21 protein-coding genes and 1 rRNA gene are annotated in these 23,091 nt (G+C 42.2%); 2 read left to right on the plus strand and 20 right to left on the minus strand.

What is annotated here, in order from left to right; all coding sequences use genetic code 11:
* Window positions 1–37 precede the first annotated feature (37 nt).
* The 6 genes from NI470_RS10285 to NI470_RS10310 form a co-directional block, all read right to left on the minus strand.
* Window positions 38–1,420 (minus strand): C13 family peptidase, encoded by a 1,383-nt coding sequence (locus NI470_RS10285; RefSeq protein WP_253148301.1) that lies wholly within the window; start codon window positions 1,418–1,420, stop codon window positions 38–40.
* 120 nt (window positions 1,421–1,540) lie between these two features.
* On the minus strand, window positions 1,541–2,362 hold the full coding sequence (locus tag NI470_RS10290; protein WP_253148300.1) for a class I SAM-dependent methyltransferase: 822 nt from the start codon (window positions 2,360–2,362) through the stop codon (window positions 1,541–1,543).
* A complete protein-coding gene (locus NI470_RS10295) occupies window positions 2,356–3,180 on the minus strand; it encodes an undecaprenyl-diphosphate phosphatase (RefSeq protein WP_004279167.1) in 825 nt (274 codons plus the stop codon). Before NI470_RS10295 ends, NI470_RS10290 begins: the two co-directional genes overlap by 7 nt.
* Before the next feature lie 16 nt (window positions 3,181–3,196).
* Window positions 3,197–3,862, minus strand: a complete 666-nt coding sequence (gene tsaB / locus NI470_RS10300) for a tRNA (adenosine(37)-N6)-threonylcarbamoyltransferase complex dimerization subunit type 1 TsaB (protein ID WP_005107769.1) — start codon at window positions 3,860–3,862, stop codon at window positions 3,197–3,199.
* 136 nt (window positions 3,863–3,998) lie between these two features.
* Complete coding sequence (locus NI470_RS10305) at window positions 3,999–4,526, minus strand: gamma carbonic anhydrase family protein (RefSeq protein ID WP_180038541.1); 528 nt, start codon at window positions 4,524–4,526, stop codon at window positions 3,999–4,001.
* A 24-nt stretch (window positions 4,527–4,550) separates the two neighbouring features.
* Window positions 4,551–5,159, minus strand: a complete 609-nt coding sequence (locus NI470_RS10310) for an NUDIX hydrolase (RefSeq protein ID WP_004646038.1) — start codon at window positions 5,157–5,159, stop codon at window positions 4,551–4,553.
* A gap of 123 nt (window positions 5,160–5,282) precedes the next feature.
* Here NI470_RS10310 and NI470_RS10315 point away from each other — a divergent pair, with 123 nt between their 5' ends.
* Entirely contained in the window at window positions 5,283–5,831 is a 549-nt protein-coding gene (locus NI470_RS10315; protein WP_161785319.1) for an NUDIX hydrolase, read from the plus strand.
* 59 nt (window positions 5,832–5,890) lie between these two features.
* Here the strand turns inward: NI470_RS10315 and filF are convergent, their stop codons facing one another.
* The 6 genes from filF to filA all read right to left on the minus strand — a co-directional run bounded on the left by filF (window position 5,891) and on the right by filA (window position 14,044).
* On the minus strand, window positions 5,891–7,822 hold the full coding sequence (gene filF, locus NI470_RS10320) for a putative pilus system protein FilF (RefSeq protein WP_253148299.1): 1,932 nt from the start codon (window positions 7,820–7,822) through the stop codon (window positions 5,891–5,893).
* Between the two features lie 21 nt (window positions 7,823–7,843).
* On the minus strand, window positions 7,844–8,974 hold the full coding sequence (gene filE / locus NI470_RS10325; protein ID WP_253148298.1) for a putative pilus assembly protein FilE: 1,131 nt from the start codon (window positions 8,972–8,974) through the stop codon (window positions 7,844–7,846).
* 7 nt (window positions 8,975–8,981) lie between these two features.
* Window positions 8,982–10,646, minus strand: a complete 1,665-nt coding sequence (gene filD / locus NI470_RS10330; RefSeq protein ID WP_004279160.1) for a putative pilus system OmpP1/FadL family transporter FilD — start codon at window positions 10,644–10,646, stop codon at window positions 8,982–8,984.
* A 12-nt stretch (window positions 10,647–10,658) separates the two neighbouring features.
* Entirely contained in the window at window positions 10,659–11,864 is a 1,206-nt protein-coding gene (filC, locus tag NI470_RS10335; protein WP_253148297.1) for a putative pilus system protein FilC, read from the minus strand.
* Window positions 11,865–11,898: 34 nt separating this feature from the next.
* The gene (filB, locus tag NI470_RS10340) at window positions 11,899–12,732 is read right to left on the minus strand and encodes a putative pilus system C39 family peptidase FilB (RefSeq protein WP_253148296.1); all 834 of its coding nucleotides are present in this window, start codon (window positions 12,730–12,732) and stop codon (window positions 11,899–11,901) included.
* Between the two features lie 190 nt (window positions 12,733–12,922).
* Entirely contained in the window at window positions 12,923–14,044 is a 1,122-nt protein-coding gene (gene filA, locus NI470_RS10345) for a putative pilus system protein FilA (RefSeq protein WP_253148295.1), read from the minus strand.
* A gap of 260 nt (window positions 14,045–14,304) precedes the next feature.
* Between filA and NI470_RS10350 the strand changes: the two genes are divergently transcribed.
* Window positions 14,305–15,636: an anthranilate synthase component I family protein gene (locus NI470_RS10350; protein ID WP_253148294.1), complete on the plus strand. Its 1,332-nt coding sequence runs from the start codon at window positions 14,305–14,307 to the stop codon at window positions 15,634–15,636.
* Between the two features lie 131 nt (window positions 15,637–15,767).
* On the opposite strand, the gene hisC is transcribed toward NI470_RS10350, so the two are convergent.
* The 8 genes from hisC to rrf form a co-directional block, all read right to left on the minus strand.
* The gene (gene hisC / locus NI470_RS10355; protein WP_253147185.1) at window positions 15,768–16,856 is read right to left on the minus strand and encodes a histidinol-phosphate transaminase; all 1,089 of its coding nucleotides are present in this window, start codon (window positions 16,854–16,856) and stop codon (window positions 15,768–15,770) included.
* 151 nt (window positions 16,857–17,007) lie between these two features.
* Entirely contained in the window at window positions 17,008–18,309 is a 1,302-nt protein-coding gene (gene hisD, locus NI470_RS10360; protein ID WP_005172513.1) for a histidinol dehydrogenase, read from the minus strand.
* Between the two features lie 186 nt (window positions 18,310–18,495).
* Window positions 18,496–19,197 (minus strand): ATP phosphoribosyltransferase, encoded by a 702-nt coding sequence (hisG, locus tag NI470_RS10365; RefSeq protein ID WP_004646025.1) that lies wholly within the window; start codon window positions 19,195–19,197, stop codon window positions 18,496–18,498.
* On the minus strand, window positions 19,197–20,453 hold the full coding sequence (gene murA / locus NI470_RS10370; RefSeq protein ID WP_253147184.1) for a UDP-N-acetylglucosamine 1-carboxyvinyltransferase: 1,257 nt from the start codon (window positions 20,451–20,453) through the stop codon (window positions 19,197–19,199). Before murA ends, hisG begins: the two co-directional genes overlap by 1 nt.
* A gap of 7 nt (window positions 20,454–20,460) precedes the next feature.
* A complete protein-coding gene (ibaG, locus tag NI470_RS10375; protein WP_004730742.1) occupies window positions 20,461–20,712 on the minus strand; it encodes a BolA family iron metabolism protein IbaG in 252 nt (83 codons plus the stop codon).
* Window positions 20,713–20,845: 133 nt separating this feature from the next.
* Window positions 20,846–21,178: a ribosome hibernation-promoting factor, HPF/YfiA family gene (gene hpf / locus NI470_RS10380; RefSeq protein ID WP_004730744.1), complete on the minus strand. Its 333-nt coding sequence runs from the start codon at window positions 21,176–21,178 to the stop codon at window positions 20,846–20,848.
* Between the two features lie 184 nt (window positions 21,179–21,362).
* On the minus strand, window positions 21,363–22,814 hold the full coding sequence (locus tag NI470_RS10385) for an RNA polymerase factor sigma-54 (RefSeq protein WP_253113676.1): 1,452 nt from the start codon (window positions 22,812–22,814) through the stop codon (window positions 21,363–21,365).
* Between the two features lie 195 nt (window positions 22,815–23,009).
* Window positions 23,010–23,091: ribosomal RNA gene (gene rrf / locus NI470_RS15910) — 5S ribosomal RNA — on the minus strand; the annotation flags it as partial.

Consider the following 23,091-nt stretch of genomic DNA (forward strand, 5'->3'; position numbering starts at 1 on the left):
TCCTTATTATTACAACCGGTCTGTGGATGACATTGATCTAGGGAGATGATGTCGCCGTAGTGGTCTGTGGAAATAAACGTTGCTCCAGTTGCGGCAACATCAATTCCATATTCTTACCAATCACCCATTGCGGTTCTGATGGCTCAAAACCTTGAGCTGATTCCCATTTTGCTACGGTATCTTTGGCCTGTGCGAAAGCGCTTTGCAAGCTGCTATTTTCACGCATGGCTTCATCAAAGAACGCACGACCAAAATAGGTATAATCCGCTTCATTCGAACAGCCAAAAGACTGCCGATCAGCTGCCGAAGCCGTAATCACCAAGGTATTGTCATTCTGTAAAGCAGAAGCAAAACTGCCTGAAAAACAGGCCGAGATTACGATCACGCGCCAACGTATGCCTGATGCATCTAGTGTTTCACGCAACCATTTTGGATCAACCTGCGCCAGATCCAGTGGGGCATTTTCCATTTCAAATACATTCGGCAAACCGTGAGAGGTCATATATAAAAATAATACGTCACTTTCACGGTTCATCTGCTGCCCCATACGGCGCAATGCCAGCTCCATACTGGTTTTGGAAGCAATCGGCATGGTGGTACGTGTCGCTGGGTGATTGACCAAGGCAATCGATCGGCCAAAAGTACCAAAACGGGTATCAAACTGTTCTTTAATCCGCTCGACTTCAGAATGGAATACATCCTGATAGCTCGCTCCGGCCACCCCCATGAAATACCAGTGCGACTGTGCGAATTCACCGTATTCGATATTTTCCAGCGCTTTGTTCAGCAGAGTTGGCTGGGCATAGAAAGCATCTTCGGCAAAACTCGGTGGAATTTCTTCAACTTTCCAGATGGGCTGATCTTTAACTGAAATCTGCCAGACCACCAAGGTAAACAGGGTCGCCAGCATAATCAGCGCACGTTCCCACCACGGCCATTTTAATTCACGCGAGATGACCCAGACGACTGCCAGACTTTGCCAGACAAACAGTATGACAAAGAGCGTTGGAATATAGTCGTAGAGGATATAAGGCAGATAATCCAGATCACCCAGATACTGGATCAGACACTGGAACAGCATGATATGGGTATCTAATACCAGCCACAACAAGGCTGGCACCAGCATCAAGCGTGGATTATTGACCCGTTGCGAAAGAAAAATACCGACAATCAGGGCAATGAAAGGCCAAAGCGCATAACTAATCAAACCTTGAGAGTTAAAATCTCCCATACGGCCTGAACTGAGCCAGCTAAACAAACTGTTGGCGCAGCCACCCAAGATCCCCCAGAACACCAATTGCATGATAGATGGACGGACCAGTTGTAAAGAACGCCTCGACCCCAGAAATAACCACATCCCGGCAATTTGGTTGCTCTTAAAATCGTGCCAAAAATTAATGGAGGGTTTAAAGTCGATCATAGGATTTCAAGGAGATGAGTGGCTCGCTAATGTGCTGAATAAGTTTATGCTTGATAAGTATTTAATCAATGCTAATTTTAAATATATAACAAATCTTTGCTTAATAAAGAAGCCATTATCCTATTCAGCTACAAGTTCATGCTGAAAATACGCATCAAAGCGACAAGCATCGCCTTGCCATTGATGATTTGGCTCTTTTCCAGCCAGAAATACCGCCAGACGCGGACGTTTGACCACGACACGCTTGCCAATTTTCTGTGCCAGTTCTAAAAGGTTATCGCCCAGATCCATTTCACCATCTTCAGGCAATAACATATGCAACAGCTGCATCTGTTTTTTGACCTGTGCCTGCTTTTTGACTGCCTGCTGATTTTGATCCCGCTGTGGGAACATTGGATCAAGATAAACCACATCAACAATCTGCTGCTGCTCGGCCTGCTGTTTTAAATAATCGGCTGAATCAGAAAAGACCAAATTAATCCGCGACACGACCTGACTCAGGAATGCATCCGACTGGGCACGTGTATGGCTATCTTCAAGCAAGGTGAACAGAATCGGATGCCGTTCAACCAGGGTGACTTGCGCACCTAAATGTGCCATCAACAGACTGTCATGCCCTAGACCCGCAGTCGCATCGACTAAGCTTGGTTTTTCACTTAAATTACAGGCGCGTGCAATCATTTCCGATTTCAACGATGCGCGTTTTAAACGCCCGGTTTCCGCTTGCCAGTCCGGTTGCATCTTCATGCCGTTGGCACATAACCAGAGTCCGTCAGCATCAACACAAAGGGCCAGTTCAGGATTTAAACGGAAAAAACGTGCATTGAGTTTTTCAACAGTTTCAATTTCAACCTGCACCCCACGAGAAGAAAGCACAGCCTCAAAGTGCTGTGCTTTATCTTGATAGTCAGATTCGGCATATAAGCGAATCGCGCTTACCATAGTTTCCAACCTGTATAGGCAAATAATAAAATCAGCAGACCCGAAGCAATACGATACCAGGCAAAGATCATAAAGTCGCGTTTGGCCACATAAGCGACCAGCGCACGGATTAATATCAATGCCGAGATAAAGGAAACCAGAAGCCCAACTCCGATCACGGTCCAGTCTTCAGTCGTATTTAACACATCATAGCTTTGATAAAGATCCAGCAAGCCAGCGCCAATGATCACCGGAATACCCAGAAAAAATGAGAATTCAGTTGCTGCCTTACGGGACACACCCAAAAACATCGCACCGATAATGGTTGCGCCTGAACGGGAAGTACCCGGAATCAAGGATAAAACCTGAATCAGGCCAATCCAGATCGCATCTCTAATGCTGAGTTCTTCAACTTCATGCACACGGACTTGTGGTGGATTCTTTTCAATCCAGATAATGATCAGACCACCGACAATTAAACCAATCGCAATCGCAATATCATTAAACAGTAATTGTTTGACGGTTTGTCCCAGCGTCAGACCAATCAATATAATCGGAATAGAAGCCAGAATCAGGCCAATGCCTAAACGGCGACCTTGCGGTTCACCGCTGACAATCCCGGTCGCTGCCCCCCAAAGACGCGCCCAATATTCATAAATAACGGCAGCAATTGCCCCCATCTGGATCGCGATGACGAATACATCGCTCTTTTCCTTGGTCCAGAAATTCATTAATTCTGATGCCAAAATCAAATGGCCGGTACTGGAAATAGGCAAAAACTCGGTAATGCCTTCGATAATACCCATGATGGCCGCTTTGAGTAGCAGTAAAAGATCCATGCTTTATCCTAATTAATTATGCTTTGCCTTGTTCTGGAATTTTTTTCCACGCGTTATCGCGTAAATATACGGGTAATGCCAATTCTGCACTGACCCAGTTTTCTACTTGTGCCGCTGCACGTGCAATGCTGGCAATATCCTGTGCGGTCGCATGCACATCTTTATAAATTGAAGTTTCGCTTTGTACCAGTTCAGCACCTGAGCCAACCGGGGTAAAGCGCACAGCTTGGCTACCTTCTGCATAACTTAACAGTTGCTCATCATCGACCGGTTGCATAATTCCTTGGGCATCCAGTTGATAGCTCGCGATATAGACTTCGCTCATGCGCGCATCCAATACCGCAGACACTTCAGTCAGACCATGCAAACGGTAGGCTGCTTGTGCCAAAGCCTGCAAAGTTGACACCGGAATCACCGGCACATCATTGGACCAAGCCAAGGCCTGAGTCACGGCAGCATTAATGCGGACACCGCTAAAAGAACCCGGACCACGACTAAAGGCAATCGCGGTCAAATCAGCAATGGCCAGCCCAAGATCTTGCAGACCTTGTTCAATCATCGGGAGAATCGTTTGCGTTTGTGCCTTGGCGCGCGCATCAAGCTGAAAAAATAGTTCTTGAGTATCATCGATTACAGAAACGGAACACTGCTCATTGGCAGTCTCCAATGCCAGCACTTTCATGCACAACCTTAATTCAGAGAATATAAAAAACGCGGATATGATACTCCACTCATATCCGCTACGCGAGATTTTCCCGAAACAGATACAAAAATGCCTAGAAAATCTAGGCTTATGATTCACTTATTAAAAGAGTGCCTTAGAGTTGCACTTCTTCCAAGTCCTGAAATTTCTGAAAATGCTCGGCATAATGCATGGCACTCATTTTCAGTTTCTGAATGCTGTCCTCATCCAGCGTTTTTACCACTTTACCGGGTGAGCCCATCACCACTGAATTATCTGGAATGATCTTGCCTTCCGGAATCAAGGCATTGGCACCAATAATACAATTCTTGCCAATCACGGCATTGTTTAGAATGACTGCTTGAATCCCGATCAGGCTGTTATCGCCAATGGTACAACCATGTAGCATGGCCTGATGCCCAATCGTTACATAATTACCGATCTGCATCTCAATGCCGGCATCCGTATGCAGCACTGCATTTTCCTGCACATTGCTAAAGTCACCCAATTTAATTTTACTGTTATCTGCGCGCACTATAGCACCGAACCAGACACTGACTTGGCGTCCAAGCTCAACTTGTCCAATCACTGTGGCCGTCGGTGCCACCCAGCCATCCCAGGGCTGATGTATAGCGGTAGGTAAGTGTCCCTGAAATTTGTACAACATTGATAAAATCCTATTCAATGGTTAAAAAAATTTGGAGCGTTTAAACGTTGGAGAATTAAGCAAGAATGGCCAGTCTTTTTTATAATCCAGCCCATATTGAAATAAAGAAATCAGCATACGTGCGGTCAAGCCCCAGACCACTTCATTTTCTACCCGCATACTCGGAAAATATAAAGATTGCTGGGCAAAGCGAACTTCATAAGGCGTGGGCGTCACTTCAAGCAAATGCTGCAATGAGGCAAAGAAAATCCGGTCAATTTCTGTTGGCTGTGGAATCAGCTGTACTTGCGGAGGAATCAGTCCCACAATCGGTTTGACCAGCATGCCATTGCGGGCTTTTTGCATGGGTAAGTCACCCATTAAATGTACATCAAAAGGATTGAGTGCCGTTTCCTCATAGGCTTCCCTTAAAGCCACCACAATATTACTGGTATCTTGCGGATCGCGCTTGCCACCCGGAAATGAGACTTCTCCGGCATGATTATTCAAATAAGCTGAACGGCGCGTCAGCAATACTTTCGGGTCAGCTTCATCTGTAATTGCAATCAACACGGCAGCATGCGCAGATCGGATACGCTTGGAAAAACGTAAGCGTTGCTGCAACCTTTGTGTCAATTCACATGCATCCATTCTCTCAGCCCTGACGATGATCATAATTTCATCATAGCTGATTTTAGTCGGGGCGGGAGAGAAATGATGCCAAATTTTGCTTTTTCAGTTATCCTGAGCTTACTTTTATCATTGATGATGAATATGAACTTCTGTGTGAATTGTGGACATAAAACCACTGCTAAAATTCCTTTGGGCGATCAGCAAATTCGCAGCGTATGTGATTCATGCGGCTCTATTCATTACATTAATCCGAAAGTGATTTGTGGCGCTTTAGTCTTATTCGAAAACAAAGTACTGTTGTGCCGTCGTGCCATTGAACCACGCTACGGCTTATGGACTTTACCTGCCGGCTATATGGAACTGTTTGAAACCATGGAGCAAGGGGCTGCCCGGGAAACCCGCGAAGAAGCCGAAGCTGAAGTAGACATTGAACAGTTGTACTGTATGTATAACATTCCACGTATTGGTCAGATTTATGTCCTATTTAAAGCCAATCTGATTGATGGAAAATTTGGTGCGGGTGAAGAGACCATCGAAACACGTTTATTTGATGAAGCAGATATTCCCTGGACTGAACTTGCCTTCCCGAGTGTAGAACATACCCTCAGACATTATTTTGAAGACCGTAAAAATAATATTTTTCCAATGCATCTGGAAACATTAGGCACGCGTCTAGACCATACCGGTTAAATCTAATATGCATAAAAAAATCCCATACTAAGATGGGATTTTTTTATTTTTAAAGAATATTATTTAGCTTTGACTTGATAGCAATCCGCGAGCTTAAACTCAACCGAACCACCGTTTAATTTTGCTAGGCTAATATCTGCCGGCGTTTCACCCTCATTGTTATTATTATAAACTTTTTGAAAACTGGCATAGGTATTGGCCCATTGTACTCCATCACCTGCCGAATTCAGGAAAGTTACACGCCCATTCTGGCCGACATTAGTATCTAACACATTAGACAAATTGAGCAGTGCACCACCGATCACAATCGAATCCCTAGAATCCGGTGAAGACTGGATGCGCGAGTCTACCCCTATCAATGCGCCATTAATATTACCAAACTTTTCATTGGCCAAAATCAGGCGCATGGAAACCGCTTTATCAGCGACAAATGCACGTCCCAAAGTCCCGAGGCGATATTGTTGTATGCCTTGATGATCTAAGAGCGTATCTGCCAACACATCACCTTGACAGCCATTCACCGGATCAGTTGCTAAATTGCTGGAAGATTGCATATTGGTGCGTACATCACCATTACTGTCAATTACGATTCCCAAAGTAATTGGATTAACAGTGGTATCTGTAAATTTAAATTCCAGATTGGCATACATTGGGAAGATATATTTCTCCCCATCTGCGACGTTCTGCGCTGTTTTAAAGACCTGACGATCCAGATAACTAATTGGGAAAATCTTATATAGATCAACGCTTCCCGTATAGTTTTCACCATCGGCCTGCAAACGCCACAACCCCAAGTTGGCTTGATCGGAAGTATCCAGCGATTTTTTGTCAGTCACCATCTTATAGAAAGCTTCTTTACCCGCGATCACATAATCATTCAATAATCTGCCTTGATACAACTCAAGCGGAGTCGCATTATTTGCAATATTCAAGCGGTAAGGCGTGTTAATGGTTTTACTGGTTGGATGAATCCATGAACTTTGCGGATCAGCGGTCATTTGTACCGGTTTCACCTTACGGATGAGTTGAGCATTAATCCCCCCTAAGGAAGATAAATTTTCTTTAGCCAGAGTTAACTCATTATCACGCCATTGCAAGCCACTGCCAAAGGTATAGCCCTGGCGATCGGTAATCAGCATGAAATGGCCAAATAAATATTTAGTATTCTTATTATTAGTATCACAAGGGCTTTGATTACAGCCCACCAGTCCATCTGAACCCGTCAAGTTACTACCAATTACGCCTGAAGTTGAGAATAATGAAAATTCTGGCTGATATACGGCTGCGTTAGCAATCGTTACCAGCTTTTTAACTGTGGCAAAAGCCACCTCATCCGAAATTGTGCTGATATCAACAAAATCTTTAATTTTCTTCGCAAAATCAGCATCTGTCAGGCTGATATTTCCACTGGTTTTCGCCAGGTCTTTACGCATCTCTTCAGTAATATACAAAGGCTGCACATCTGATGGGTTAACAATACGCCCCTGCTGGAGCGCCAAAGCTTGCAGAATTTTAACCAGACGCATGGCCACCTGAACGGTAGGATCATTAGGCACCAAATCCCCTACCGGACGTCGAGCAATCCCAGTTGCAATATCGATGACACTTAAACGCGGCAGCTGGGTCTGGGCACTAAAATTAGCATAATCGCTGAGTTTAATTTGACCTAAATTAATCTTGCGCGAAGCAAAACTTTGAATATAAAACTCAATATTATCCGTCTTTTGACAGGTTCCAGAAGCAACCCCGTTTTTACTATCAAATAACGTAATAAAGGTATTTTCTGTATCGCTACTACAGTTAAAGTTCAAACCATCGAGCGGATATTCCAGCCCCCATTCCACACAGTTAGTTGTACCTGGGGTACAAGTACCATTGGTCGTGGCTTCATCATTTTTTTCTGGAATGACATTGGCACTTTCCCCACCACACCCACTCAGTGCCGTTAAAAGTGTAGTTAAAGCAAATGGAAATAATATTTTATTTTTCATCTTTTTGTACTCGAATAGTCCTTATCGAATGGCGACTAATTTTAGTTGTCCATGATTTGTCAGCATCTTGTCTTCAACATCTATTGCTGAGGCCAAAGGCGTCAATAATATATATTCACTTTGAGCAGGAATCTGGAGAACCCCTTCGATACGCTCATGTTGAATAATATTCGCCTGGCCTTCCTGATTTTTAAAACCGCCCGCTCCTTCAAGCACACAGCCGCGACTGTCTAAAAACACAACAAAAGGCCAATAATACGTTGGATTTTTCTGGCTAGAAGCATAAGAGTTGATCTGAATATTCTGGATATCGGATTGAAGCTTTACCACTTCAAAATCAAATTCGTCTGCTTTAAGAGGTGCGCGAGGCCACAGGTTAACTGCTTTTTTAAGGCTGATTTCTTTCGCTTTTTTAATTTTCTTATCATTAAAACACTGCTTGCCCAAGCTATCGATGGTCTCCGACTGTGAAATACGATAATAACTTTGAGCCAGTACTACAGGACCAGAATCTACTTCTGGCGTTTGAAACAAGGATTTTAATACGGATTGTCCCACCCCTTTTTCACGTTCAATTGTCTGGATCCGGGTAGTTCCAATATTTTTATCTACTACTCCTTCGGGCATGCTATAGAAACGTTTTTTGCCTTCCAAATTAAATTCTTTATTTTCCAGATACTCACTATCCACATATTCAATGCCTTCAACTTGGCTAAATCCCGGTTTTTGTATAGTAGCAACAGAAGATCCAGCTCCAATATCAGGATTTTGAATAGCTTGAGATTCAGGTTTTAATTGTGGTTTAGACTGAATCTTTTCTTGCACAGTATGCAGTTGTACTGGTTGTACTGGTTGTACTGGTTGTACAACCATATTATGGTCATGCTTAAGTTTAACTTGCCTATTTTCTACGACGGGCAATTTTTCTATGTTTTGTCTTACAGTTACAGGCTGAACTATTGCAGCTTCTACTTTTTTCAACAATCGAGATTTGTCTTCAGTTTTTTTCTCTGCATTATTACGGGGTACGACTAATGGTCGGCCATCTGGACCAATAATCGTAATAAATTCTTTAGCGCTTGTATAAAAAGACACAGATACCAGATTTAATGCCAGTACCGCTGTCAATCCAACGTTCCTTGTCTTGATCATTTTTCCCTTACCAACGCGTGCGATAGTTCAAACCTAAAATGGTAATTTTGGTATCTGTTTTTACGTTTAAACCTGCATATGGGTTTAATAACAGGTTATTTACCCCTGTCTGGTTGGCTAAACTACTGGTATTTGCTGGAATCTGATCTTTGCTACGCAAGAAACCAATTGATAGATCCAGATCAGTGTCTGCATCAAAACGGTAACCCACACCTAAACCAAATAACTGTGCACCATTGATCGGTACCATGGTATTACGCTTATTTTTTGGAATAGCACTGGTCCGTGGTTCATAACCTGCCCGAAGCTTCAAACGGTCTGTAGCGGAATACTCCATCCCGATACCAAAGTTCCACGGCGATTCAAATCCCATCGGTAAAGCCAAGGTTGAGTCAGTAACATTGGCAGACAAAATTTTGGCAATTTTTAGGGCTGAAATGGTACGATCAAATTCGAATTTAAATTCGTCCCAGACCTTGTAATCTGTCCAGCCAATATCAAAATTCACTTGCAAATCTGGCATCACTTTATATTTAATACCTGCCTGAAAATGCGCCGGATATTCAAAATCCTGCGACACCAGACCAGATTCACTCGATGGTATGTAATTAGGAAATCCAAGAATTGCAGCCAGAATCTGGCCGGTCGGTGAGGTCATTAAACCTTTAATCATTTCCTGAGGAGCTTTGGCATTATCAATATGATATTTACCTTTTAAGCGCATTTTTGCAGCACTTTGGTACACCATACCAAAACTAAAGTCTTCGCGCGGTTCCCACAATATTCCCAGGTTATAACTTGGGCTTAAGTTCTGCTCAAGCTCCAGTTGCATTTGACCAAACTTGCCAAATGGGTTCATCCCCTCATCCGCATTACAGATCCCGAGCAAAAGAATATCTGTAATAATGTCGGAATTTTCTTTAAACGGCGTACACACGACTTCGTCGATCATACGCAACATCCCAATCAACTCATTCGGGAAACGCAAGTCCGTTTTCATCCCGATGGCTTGATAAGACATCCCGATAGAAGCACCAATCGACAGTTGGTCATTGACCTCATAACCGATGGATGGTGACAGATAGGTAATCCGCTCTAAAGCAACCTGCTGTCCCATAAAGTTTGCCGGGTTACCATCTTCATGACCGAAACCTGCCATGAGAGGAGCATAAACAGCAGTCGCATAAGTGGCTTTCGATCCAGGGGGATTGTATGCGATCCCCATCGTGGGTGCAGTCAAAGGAAGACCTTCGCCTAAATCCACCATTTTTTTCAGAAAAGGGACATAAAGGCTGACATATTCCACATCACCTTTGACCGGACCTTTAAAATCGGTACACAAATCAGATGAAACTTCAGGACCATCATTACAGACAATAGGATCATCAGAATAGCCAAATACGTTATATCCGGCGGGTACTGAAAACTCACGCTGGATATCAAAATTAGCCACAATGATTTGCTGTTCGGTTTGCAGACCATCAATTTTAGTCAGTGCAGCCGGGTTAAAGTGGATGGCATTGACCCCTGGAGGATCTGCAGTGACGGCATTCCCCATGGATAGTGCACGTAAATCAACTGAAAGGTTGGTTCCCAATTGTGCAAAGGTATAACTTGAACAGCCCGCAAGAATAATTCCTGTTAATAACGGGCTAAGTCGAATGTTTTTCATACGACACCCCTATTAACTGATTTTTTTACCAAAACCTAAAATATCAAGTGGGAATGATAATCCCAACGAAACATCCGGTGCATCTTCGGTCAGCCCTAGGCCAACGGTACCATTAACAATGGTTTCTGGAGAGACTCGCACACCTAAGGAAATTGCAAAGGTAGAACTGGTCTGATCTGCAGCAGAATAACTTTCACCAGTGTTATAGTTAAATTCCGCACCAGTATTAAAGCTTTGCTGATAGGACATGGTCATCGAAACATCATAGTTAAATGAATATGCGAAACCAAAGGCAAAGCCTCCACTAACACCAGGTTCAAACTCCTCAATAATCCGGCTACCTCGACGCTGATTCAGGCCCGATTCTTTAAAACCATAGTTCGCAGAAACCGATGCAAACAATACAACTGGGTCAATGTATTTACGCGTACTGGCACCTACTCCAGCAGAGTAATAGCCTTTTCCTGCTGCCAGATCTGTCGCGGCATTAATTTCATAAGGGCTGTCACCGGTTTTAGTTGATAAATTACCAAATAAAATCAGAGGCAGACGACCTGCTTTTAGTGGGAAGGGTTCCCAGCGAGCACCCAGACTAATATCACCCAAGCCTGCAGTAGACGTATCTTTTAACAAGTCAGTTTTAGCCACTAAAGGTAGGGATGCAGTCAAGGTCAGGTTATCTTTCACGCCATATTGGAAAGTGAAAGTATTAGTCATACTATGTGTTGCATTTTCTTGAACACGTAGTTGATACAATTGGCCCTGTGCCATTTCTATATCAAGTTGGGTGTCTCGATAATAGGTATAATCAATATCGTAATATGATGAAATTTCGCCTTGTTTTATTAGAGAGTATTGGCGTTCATTTGACGTAAATACTTCTTCTAGGTTAGCTGCCTGAGTAGCATCTCCTTCTTGTTGCTGTAAAGCTTGAGATGCATCTACTACTTGGCCAGCCTGAGTCGCTACAGGTGCTGCTGTTTCCACGACAGCCTCTTCAACTGCTTCATATTCACCGAGTTCTGACTCTTCTGCAGCCTGCGTTTCGACTTGCCCAGTTTGATGGGGTACAGATGCAGCAGTTTCAACGACAACTTCTTCATCAACTGTTTCGTATTCACCTAGTGCTGGTTCTTCTGCAGCAAATGCAACGCCCATTACCATTTGAATGCTCAGTGCCAAGAACGTCTTGTTCATCCATTTACTGTTCATATCCATTTCACCATTTTAATTTTTATTACTGTTTTTCGTTTTATTTATTCTTGTAATACAGTCTCAGGAAGTTATGTTGATATTCCCCAAATTGTTCTGACTCTGTATTACGATTACGGTCCATACGGATCGTAGAAGCTTTATCAGCAATTTTGTCCATATAAAATTGTGGATACTGCATGTCAACCAAGGCATAGCGATTGATCGTAGCATCTTCTACATGGCGCATATCTGATTCTTTTAATGCTAGAAAATTTTTGCGATATTGTTCAGGTACATTAATCAGAAATAAGGTGTTATTTTCCCAAACATCCTGAAAACGCCGTTCCTCAAAGCTGATATTGCCAAGTGCCGGATCTGCGACATAAACCCGGCCATTTTTATAACCTTTATAAACGACAAAATGCTTAAACCCTGCGTAGGAAATCGGAACAATGGCGGGCTGATCTTGATTGACCAAATCTTTGAATTCTCCTCGATAGCCTCCACTTTCCAGCCCTAAAGCGGACACAAAGCGCTTCATATCCAGCAGAGAAAAACTACGGCGTTCAACAATTTTATCCGTTTCACCGAATTTCATCAGCCCACTCATGACTTGCTGCTCATTCAGCTGCGTACCGACATAACCATTGAGTAAAGTCGTCAGTGCTGCCGAACCACAACTATAATCATAAGCCTGACGCACAATGCCCTGGAACTGATCCAGAAGTGCCGGTTTGACTTCAACAGCTTCGCGGTGCATCCGCACAAAAGAGTCGTTTCTTGAATCAAGAACTTCAGTATAGTGAACAGCGCCATTCGGCTGTTTTTTGATATCCAGAGCTTCTTTGGCAGCGTAATACATCAATGCCGAGCCCAACGCGATCTCTAACATAATTATTAACTTTTCTTATAATGGGCATGATGCGCCTATTTTTCTTTTTATAGAGCATTCACTCTACTTCCTTGTAACTAGAAAGATACCTGCTTTTTCAAAAAAATACAGTATTTTTTTTATTTTTTGGATGAATGATCCAGTCATAAAAAAAAGCGCGTATAAACACGCGCTTCTTTTTAAATAAAGATTAGTGACCAGAGATGGTAATAACTGCACCTGGATGGTATGTACCTTGTGCTGGGCTATAATAAGTTTGTAGCCCTTGAACTTCCATATCACCAATTGAAGCAGCATTACGAGAGCCTAAGTGAATACCTTTCACATAATTATCATGTGCACCACTTGTGCTGACAATACGAATGAAACCAGCATTTGCAGTTGACTCACCAAATACACTGATCTGTTGATTCAATGTTAAATCATTAGAGTTAGCATCTGTTAACTTAATACTTTCAATATAGATTTCACCAGGACCAGTTGTCGTTACACCTGTACTAACTGTTGCACCATCCGTTGAATTATCAAGAATACCTAAGTTATTGATTGTCAAACCACCAATCATGGTTGCATTCAATTTAATCATTGCGCCCTGTGGAGCAGCACCTAATTGAATATTTGCAGTCATTGGACCTGTTTTAAGAGAGAGGCCAGACAAAATATCATTCACCGCGCCTGTACCACCACGACGAATAGACGTTGCACCTGCACCCGGCTCATCAGCGCTTGCTTGTACACCAATTTTACCAATATTAATGTCTAAACCTGAAACTTCAGCTGCAATGTTAATGAACGGATCACCAGAATTTCCATCTGAATCAATTTTTAAATCCATAAGGTTACGTGAAGCTAAAAGATATCTTCCGCCATCATCATAGTTTGCACCAACAACCACACCATGGTTTTCATTTTTATCACCCGCTAGACCATTACCATAAATGACAATCGCAGCAGCTTCACCAGTACCACCCAAACTAACACCTTTTGCAACAGGATCATATGAAGCTGTTCGTGTAGGGATATCTACTACATTTGCACCTTGATTCGTTGGCAATGTGCCGGGTGTATATACAATAGCTCCATTTGTATCTCTTACCAAACCGGTTGACTGGATTGTAGAACCAGAAGCTAGACCATCATTGTCATGAATAAATAGTTTTTCAATTTCAATTTTTGAAATACCGATACCAATACTAATACCGTCTTGACCCGTTGTTTCGCTTAGAGATGCGTCATCCATTGCCTGCATCGCCATCGCATTGGCACTAAATGCAACTGAAGTCGCTAGAACTAATTTTGTGAATTTTTTCATTGTTTACTCTCCCAAGAGTACTATTTTTTTTGGTTGTGAATTACTCAGTATTTAGGCTGTATTTTTTATTTTCTGACAGCTTAAACATCGTTCCTTGAGTAATTTTGCTAGCCCACTTAAATTAGCGTCGAGTCAGTTTTCGATCAACTGTCGTTGGTCGCAATCTGTCGCTTACCGATAAACGGTATTTCATGATTTAAAAATATTTTCCTGTCTTCTTGATATAAAATAGTGAGTCATATCGAACTCCCTATACCTGAATGACCAAAGCTCTCTATCATCGTCCCTTAAAGTTTGAATCCTCTCTGGTTGCAGATGTATTGTCCGCATTAAAGACATTGGATCATCTGGTGTATTTAAATAATAATGGTCAGCCTTTCATTGCCTGCTGTGCTCAGGAATATTTTATTGCGCAGACATCACAAATTCAGTGCTTTAAAAGAACAGGGATTGAACACTATCAGCCCAGACCCTCTGAGTTTAATTTAGCAATCGATGCATTAAAAACTCCTCAAGAGAATGGCTTTCGTGGAGGTTATGTCGGTTTTATCGGCTACGATTATGCGGCTCAACAATATATTCAGTATCCAGACCATCCTCAACCTGGTTTATTTATTGGTCAATTTTCTTCCTATATTAAACCAGGCTCTGAAGGCTGGATGTTCTATAGTGATGATCCACAGGCAGAACAGATTTTCAATCATATTCAGAACCTACTTAATCAAGATAAAATTCACCCGACATTTCATTTAAAAAATCCTTGTACCTCACGCTGGACCAAATCTGTCTATACTCAGGCTTTTCAGAAAATTCAGGACTATATTGTTGCAGGTGACTGCTATCAGATTAATCTAACCCAAGAATTTAAAGGTCGTGCCCAAGGCTCCCTCTTAGCCACTGCCCAAGCATTCTGGGCATTAACCGAAGCCCCCTATGCGGGTTATTTGCGTATTGGTGATTTTGAATTACTCAGTTGCTCACCCGAGTTATTTATTGACTTCGAAAAAAATCGGAAAATTATCACCAAACCAATTAAAGGCACCATGCCACGCTATAGCGATCCTGTGCTAGATGAACAATCTAAACACAACTTAAAAACATCGGAAAAAGATCAGGCAGAAAATGTCATGATTGTGGATTTATTACGTAATGATTTAAGTATTTATGCGGAAACAGGTTCAGTTAAAACACCCAAATTATTTAATATCGAAAGTTTTAATCAAGTGCATCATATGGTGAGCGAAGTAGAAGCGACCTTAAAAGCGGATGTGAATCCTTTCGAGGTGCTAATGTCAGCCCTACCAGGTGGCTCAATTACGGGGGCACCTAAAATTCGTGCCATGCAGATTATTGCTGAATTGGAAGGTGCAGCACGTGGAGCTTATTGTGGCTCAATGGGTTATTTTAATTTTGATGGTACCGGTTCCTGGAACATTCTGATTCGTTCCCTCCAAAAATATCAAGAAGATGTTTCTTTATGGGCGGGCGGTGGAATTACTATTTCTTCAGATTGTGATGCAGAATATCAGGAATGTTTTGATAAAGTTTCAGCGATGCTGGATCTATTAAATACATGGTATCAGCCTGAATAAATAAAAAAGCGAATCATTTGATTCGCTTTTTTATTTTGAATCCAGCCTAATCCTCATTTACCAAAGGAGGGAATCCTCTAATTCAGTAAAACTAAGAAGACCCTTCTTTTATAAAGAGGAGTTTGGGGAGATTAAGCTAAAATATCGTTTTTCAAGGTATCGACTAAACGCTGATTTTGCTCATCTGTACCAATAGTAATTCGCAAGAACTGGTTAATACGTGGCTTGTTAAAATAACGCACGATAATGCCACGTTCACGCAACTCCCTTGCAAGCTCGCCTGCATCCGTAGATGGCAATGAGGCAAAAATAAAGTTGGCACTCGATGGTAAAACTTTAAAACCAAGCTCATTTAATTGAGACACCAACTTTTCACGGCTAGCAATCACTTTTGCATTTTGTGCTTCAAAGTAGGCCTGATCTTCAAATGAAGCGACCGCTGCAGCAATCGCAAAACGGTCCATCGGATAAGAGTTAAAGCTGTTTTTGACTGCTTCAAGTGCTACAATCAAATGTGGCTGGGCAATCGCGAAACCAACACGTAACCCTGCAAGAGAACGTGACTTCGAAGTAGTTTGACATACGACTAAATTTTCATATTTTTCAACCAGCTTGACTGCTGATTCGGCACCAAAATCCACATAGGCTTCATCAATCACCACCACTGAATCCGGATTGGCTTGCAGAATTTCCTCAATCGCCGCCAAGCCCAGATCAATACTGGTTGGCGCATTCGGATTAGTGATGATAATGCCGCCATTGGCTTGTTTATAATCATCTACCACAATTTCAAAGTCATCATTGAGTGGTAAAATTTTGGTTTTTACCCCAAAGAACTGACTATATACCGGATAGAAACTATAGGTGATGTCTGGATAAAGCAATGGCTGTTCTTGAACAAAGAATGCTTTGAAAATGTGCGCTAAAACTTCATCCGAACCATTCCCGACAAAAACCGTCTCTACAGGCACATGTTGCTGTTTCGCAATCGCCTGTTTAAGTTCAGATGCGTCTGGATCTGGATAAAGGCGCAAAACGTCAGCTGAATTGGCCAATACCTGCTGCACTGCCGCAACCACTTTAGGCGATGGCGGATACGGATTTTCATTGGTATTCAGTTTTAAAATATTCTGGATTTTTGGCTGTTCACCCGGCGTATACGGTTCTAATTCACGTACGTCAGGACTCCAAAAACGCATTTGTTCTGTGGTGATATTCATTTTTAAATTCTCAAAGTTCCCTCTCCTAACCTCTCTTACATTCACTTTAAAACAATGCTTAAAGCTCATTCAGAGAGAGGAATATTCATTCTTTATAATATTTCCCCTCTCCTTAGTAGGAGAGAGTTAGGGAGAGGTTTTATATTTTTAATTACTGGTAACGATAACGCGCCGATCTCGCATGCGCATCCAGATTTTCCTGCTGTGCCAAAATATCTGCTGTTTTCGCCAAGGTTTTAACACCCTCTTGTGAACACATGATCAGGCTTGATCGCTTCTGGAAATCATAAACCCCCAGCGGTGATGAAAAACGTGCTGTACCTGAAGTTGGCAAGACATGGTTTGGCCCGGCACAATAATCACCAATCGCTTCAGGGGTGTAACGACCCATGAAAATCGCGCCTGCATGGCGAATATCTTCTGCCATCTCTTGTGCTTCATCTAAACATAGCATGAGATGTTCTGGCGCCACTTGGTTAATCAGCTCAGCACCTTCAGCACGGTCTTTTACCAATACCAAAGCACCGCGGTTCTCAATTGAAGTACGTGCGATCTCAGCTTTCGGTAATGCTTCTAAGTGTTTTTCAATCCACTTTTCAACTTCATTTAAAAGTGCTTCATCAGGTGTAATGAAAACGGCTTGTGCCACAGTGTCATGTTCAGCCTGTGACAATAAGTCCATCGCCAACCATTCAGCGTTATTCTCGCCTTCGGCATAGACCAGAATCTCAGAAGGGCCTGCAATCATATCGATACCGACCTGACCAAACACCGCACGTTTTGCTGCAGCCACAAACCGGTTACCTGGACCAGTAATTTTATCGACAGGTGGTACGGTTTCTGTACCATATGCGAGTGCTGCAACGGCTTGTGCACCACCAATCGTAAAGACACGTGTTACGCCAGCCAAATATGCAGCAGCCAATACCAATGGATTGAGTTCACCATTCGGGGCAGGCACCACCATAATAATTTCAGGGACACCCGCCACATGTGCAGGCACTGCATTCATCAGTACTGAGGATGGATAAGATGCCAGACCACCCGGCACATAAATCCCGACACGATCCAGTGGAGTCACTTTCTGACCGAGCGTATTCCCCAAAGCATCGACATAAGTCCAGCCATCTTGTTTTTGGGCCTGGTGAAACTCACGCACACGCGCTGCAGCTAATTCCAGTGCTTCACGAACTTCAGTCGTTAAACCTTCAAAGGCAGCTTTGAGCTGCTCTTGTGTCAGTTCTAGCTCTGAAAATTGATGCGCCGGATGTCGATCGAACTGTTGAGTGAGTTTAAGAACATGTGCATCACCATGCTGACGAACATCAGCAATAATTTGATCTACAGTTTTTAAAAGTTCAGGATCATTCACAGTCTCAAAAGCCAACAAGTCAGCAAATGCTTGCTTGAAGTTTTGATCTTGGGTCGATAAACGTCGCATCAATTTACCCATCAGGTTTGAATTCGAAGGCTTTAGTTTACCTGTTTTCTAGGCTTTTGTCGGCAGACATAGTGCTCTAGCTCTATGAGTTTTATTGAAAATAGCTTTGGGTAAAATTGATGAAAGGATTTAAATAGAATCTGATATATAGAGAAATAAGAAACCGCCCGGATTGGGCGGTTTCTTAAGCAATCAATTTTAAGCCTGTTTTGCCTTTTCGCGTTCTTCGACTGCTTTTTCAAGCTGAGCCAGAATCGGATTTAACAAGGCTTGCTTACGTTTGAAGCTGGCTTTATTGACGATTAAACGTGAAGAGACTTTACAGATTTCTTCAAGTGGCTCTAAACCATTGGCACGTAAGGTATTACCAGTATCGACCACATCAACAATGTAATCGCCCAGACCGACCAATGGTGCAAGTTCCATTGAACCATACAACTTGATCACATCGACTTGCTCACCCAAGCTGGCATAGTATTGCCGGGTTAAATTCACGTACTTGGTCGCAATTTTCAAACGACCTTTAGGACGCTGCATCCCGACTTTACCAGCTGTCATCAATTTACAAACCGCAATTTTCAGGTCTAATGGTTCATAGACATTTTGCGCACCATGTTCCATCAATACATCTTTACCCGCTACACCAATATCGGCTGCACCATTTTCTACATAAGTCGGCACATCAGAAGCACGTAAAATTAAAATACGAACCTGTTTATGCGTAGTGGGAAAAATCAGTTTACGTGATTTATCCGGATCTTCCAGTAAATTAATCCCTGCTGTTTCAAGCAGTGGCAATGTTTCTTTTAAGATACGACCCTTACTTAATGCCAAAGTTAAACCATGATCAAAATTGCCCATTACGTCAAAGTTTGGATCATCGTTTCTCATATCGCTCATTAATTTACTCGCTTAATTTGGGCACCTAAACTTTGTAACTTTGCTTCTACATTTTCATAACCGCGGTCAATGTGATAAATACGGTCAATCAGTGTTTCACCTTCAGCGGCAAGTGCTGCCAGTACCAAAGAGAAAGAAGCACGTAAATCTGTTGCCATTACGGGTGCGGCAGAAAGTTTTTCTACCCCAGTTACGACAGCATCATTACCTTCGACCTGAATGTTTGCCCCCATACGGGCCAACTCAGGAACATGCATAAAACGGTTTTCAAAAATCGTTTCTGAAATTGTCGCAAAGCCTGCAGCAATGGCATTTACAGCCATGATCTGGGCTTGCATATCAGTTGGAAATTCTGGATGTGGCAAGGTCTGGAAGCTTACGGCTTTCGGACGTTTACCCAGCATATCTAACTCAATCCAGTCGTCGCCACGAGTGACTTCTGCGCCCATTTCTTCAAATTTATCCAGCACAGCTTCCATGAGGGATGGATCTGTGTGTGTGGTTTTGATACGACCACCTGTGATTGCAGCCGCCGCCAGATATGAACCCGTTTCAATCCGGTCAGCCACCACTGCATATTCACAGCCATGCAGACTTTCAACACCAGTCACGATTAACGTATCGGTATCCAAACCTTCAATTTTGGCCCCCATCTTGATCAGCATTTGCGCAAGATCAGTGATTTCAGGCTCACGTGCTGCATTGCGAATTGTGGTCACACCATCGGCCAAGACTGCAGCCATCAGAATATTTTCTGTACCACCGACAGTCACCATATCGAAAACGACTTCGCCACCTTTAAGACGGCCATCGACTTTGGCATGCACATAGCCTGCTTCAACTTCAATTTCTGCACCCAAAGCTTCCAACGCTTTTAAATGCTGATCAACAGGACGTGAACCAATTGCACAACCACCCGGCAAAGACACTTTTGCACTACCATAGCGCGCCAACAAAGGACCCAGCACCAAAATAGAAGCACGCATAGTTTTTACGAGCTCATACGGTGCGAACTGGTTATCTAGTGTAGACGTATCAGCAACAACCGTATCGCCTTCATAAGTCATGGTGATCCCAAGACCAGCAATCAGCTTCACCAGCGTATTGACATCTTTTAAATTAGGAACATTTCTGAGCGTAATCGGGGTATCAGCAAGAATCATTGCTGCCAATAATGGAAGTGCTGCATTCTTTGCACCAGAAATGCGCACTTCACCTTCGAGCTTGATACCGCCCTGAATTAAAAATTTATCCATTAAATGATTAAGCTCCAAATAAGCTTGCTTTGCGCCATTCTTCTTTTGTCATCGCGCGAATCGTTACTGCGTGAACTGCACCACTGGCAATATGGGCATTGAGAGGAGCATAAACAGCTTGTTGGCGTGCAACTGGACGCTTACCTTCAAATTGATCATCCACAATACGGAGATCAAATTTTCCGCCCTGACCACTCACAGCAACATCCGCCTCTGGAAAAGCGGCTTCTAAAATTTCAGCGAGCTGTTCATTATTCATCACAAGACCTCTTATAGGACTAAGGGTGTAAAACGAGCCATTTTACTATAAATAGCAAAAATAATTCATGGATCCATACATTATATATATAAAAAAAAGAGGCTTTTAAAACCTCTTTTTCATCATTTGTCCTTTATAGAGCTAAAGGATGCTGCTGTAAATGCATTTCCCGGTATCGATCAATCTGCCGTTTCAATTTTTCGGTCAATATTTTAATTGAGGTATACATATCATCTGCGGTGGCGTGAGCAAAAAATTCAATGCCCGGTAATCGGATAATAGCCTCTGCGATATGATTACTACTGCCCTTTCTAGAGCGTTTATCAATTTGATGATCTTTCGAGAGTTTCACTTGCATACTATTCACCTGATCTAGGTGCTTCGTCATCTGTGAAAACTTGGTTTTTATACTTTCTTCAATAGCTGGCGTAATCGATAAATGATGTCCACGAATTGTTATTTGCATAGTTCTATCCCTCACCTTCGTTAGGATTAGAAGAGTCTCAATATAAAATAATTTAAATACAGTAACTTATAAATAAAATATCCGTATTTTAAGTCCTGAATCAAATCAATCTTACTGATCCTCAAAAGAAAAAAGATTCATTATGTTGTCATAATGAATCTCTAGAATAGCCAGATTTCAAATTTTAGATCAAGACTTTTCGCTCAGAAGATGAAGGAATATGTAACGATTCACGATATTTCGCCACCGTACGTCGTGCCACATCAATGCCTTCATCTTTTAACATATTGGCAATTGCATTATCAGACAGAGGCTTACGGGCATTTTCTTCGGAAATCAGTTTTTTGATTTTGGCACGAATAGCAGTAGAAGATGCTTCACCACCTGAAGTAGTCCCGACATGACTCGAGAAGAAATATTTCAACTCGAACAATCCACGTGGGGTCAGCATATATTTATTGGTGGTTACACGAGAAACTGTAGATTCATGCAATTCGACTTCTTCGGCAATATCTCTTAAAACCAGAGGTTTCATGCCTTCCGCCCCAATTTCCAAGAACATTTTTTGATGTTCTACAATACAAGTCGCGACTTTCAATAATGTTTTATGCCGTTCATCGATACTTTTGATAAAGTTCTTCGCTTCCAGCATCTGATTACGCAGGTACTGATTATCATCGCTTTGATCTGCACGACGAATCATTTTGGCATAAAAAGAATTGACGCGTAACTTTGGCAGTACATCCGAGTTTAAATTGACTTGCCAGCAGTTATTCTTTTTCATCACCACAACATCTGGCACCTGATAATCCGATTCCTTGTTTTCAAATTCCAGACCTGGATGCGGTTTTAAGGTTTTTAGCAAATCTACAGCACAGCGCAACTGTTCTGGATTTAAGCCAGTCTGTTTGATCAGCTTAGGAAGCTCATTGGTAATCAACAATTCATAATGTTGCAGAAGTTTGATCGCATCATTTCGGCAAGGGGTTGACGCAGGTAAATTATCAAGTTGAACCAATAGGCATTCTGCCAAGCTTCTAGAACCTACACCTACCGGATCCAAACGCTGGATATGCTTTAATACAACGGCAACCTCATCATCTTCAATTTCTTCTTCAGACCCCATAGAAGAGAGTAAATGTTGTACTGATGCAGTAATTTCACTCAACTCAGCATCTAAAAAACCTTTGTCGTCCAAAGAATCGACTATGCAATAAGCGATTAATTTATCAACCTGTGAAAAATTCAGCAGATTAATTTGTTCTAGCATATATTCTTGCAGGCTCTGATGCCCTTGACGATTATCTTCACGCTCTTCGAACTCGGCTGCCCCGAGACTTGTAGGTTGATGGGTATAAACATCATCCCAATCGGTATCTACAGGTAAGTCATCAGGCAGATGATCGGCATTAAGTTCATTGGTTAGATCGTGATTTTCATTATTTGATTCAATTGTAGATAAGCTTTCAAGGGTAATTTGCTCTTCAACTTTTTCTAATAGAGGATTACTATCAAGTTGCAATTGAACTTCTTGCTCCAATTCCAGACTTGAAAGTTGTAATAGCCGAATTGCTTGCTGTAATTGTGGAGTTAATGACAGCGAGTTCGCAATTTTTATGCCCACTGATAATCTCATTATTACCCCCTTAATAGAAAATCCCGTTTTATAAGCAATTTTTATGCCGTTTTATTTTTTATAACACAGATTTACCAAAAAACATACAAATTGGATTTTAAATTTCTAGTCTTTCGCGACTAATAATTTTTAAATACTTAATTTTTCATATAAAAAAACACCCCCTTCGTTAGAAGGGGGTGTTTAGGAATAATGAGCTGGCGATGACTTACTCTCACATGGGTAACCCCACACTACCATCAGCGCTAAGAGGTTTCACTTCTGAGTTCGGGAAGGG

The organism is Acinetobacter lwoffii (assembly GCF_024129115.1).
Lineage (GTDB): Bacteria > Pseudomonadota > Gammaproteobacteria > Pseudomonadales > Moraxellaceae > Acinetobacter > Acinetobacter lwoffii_T.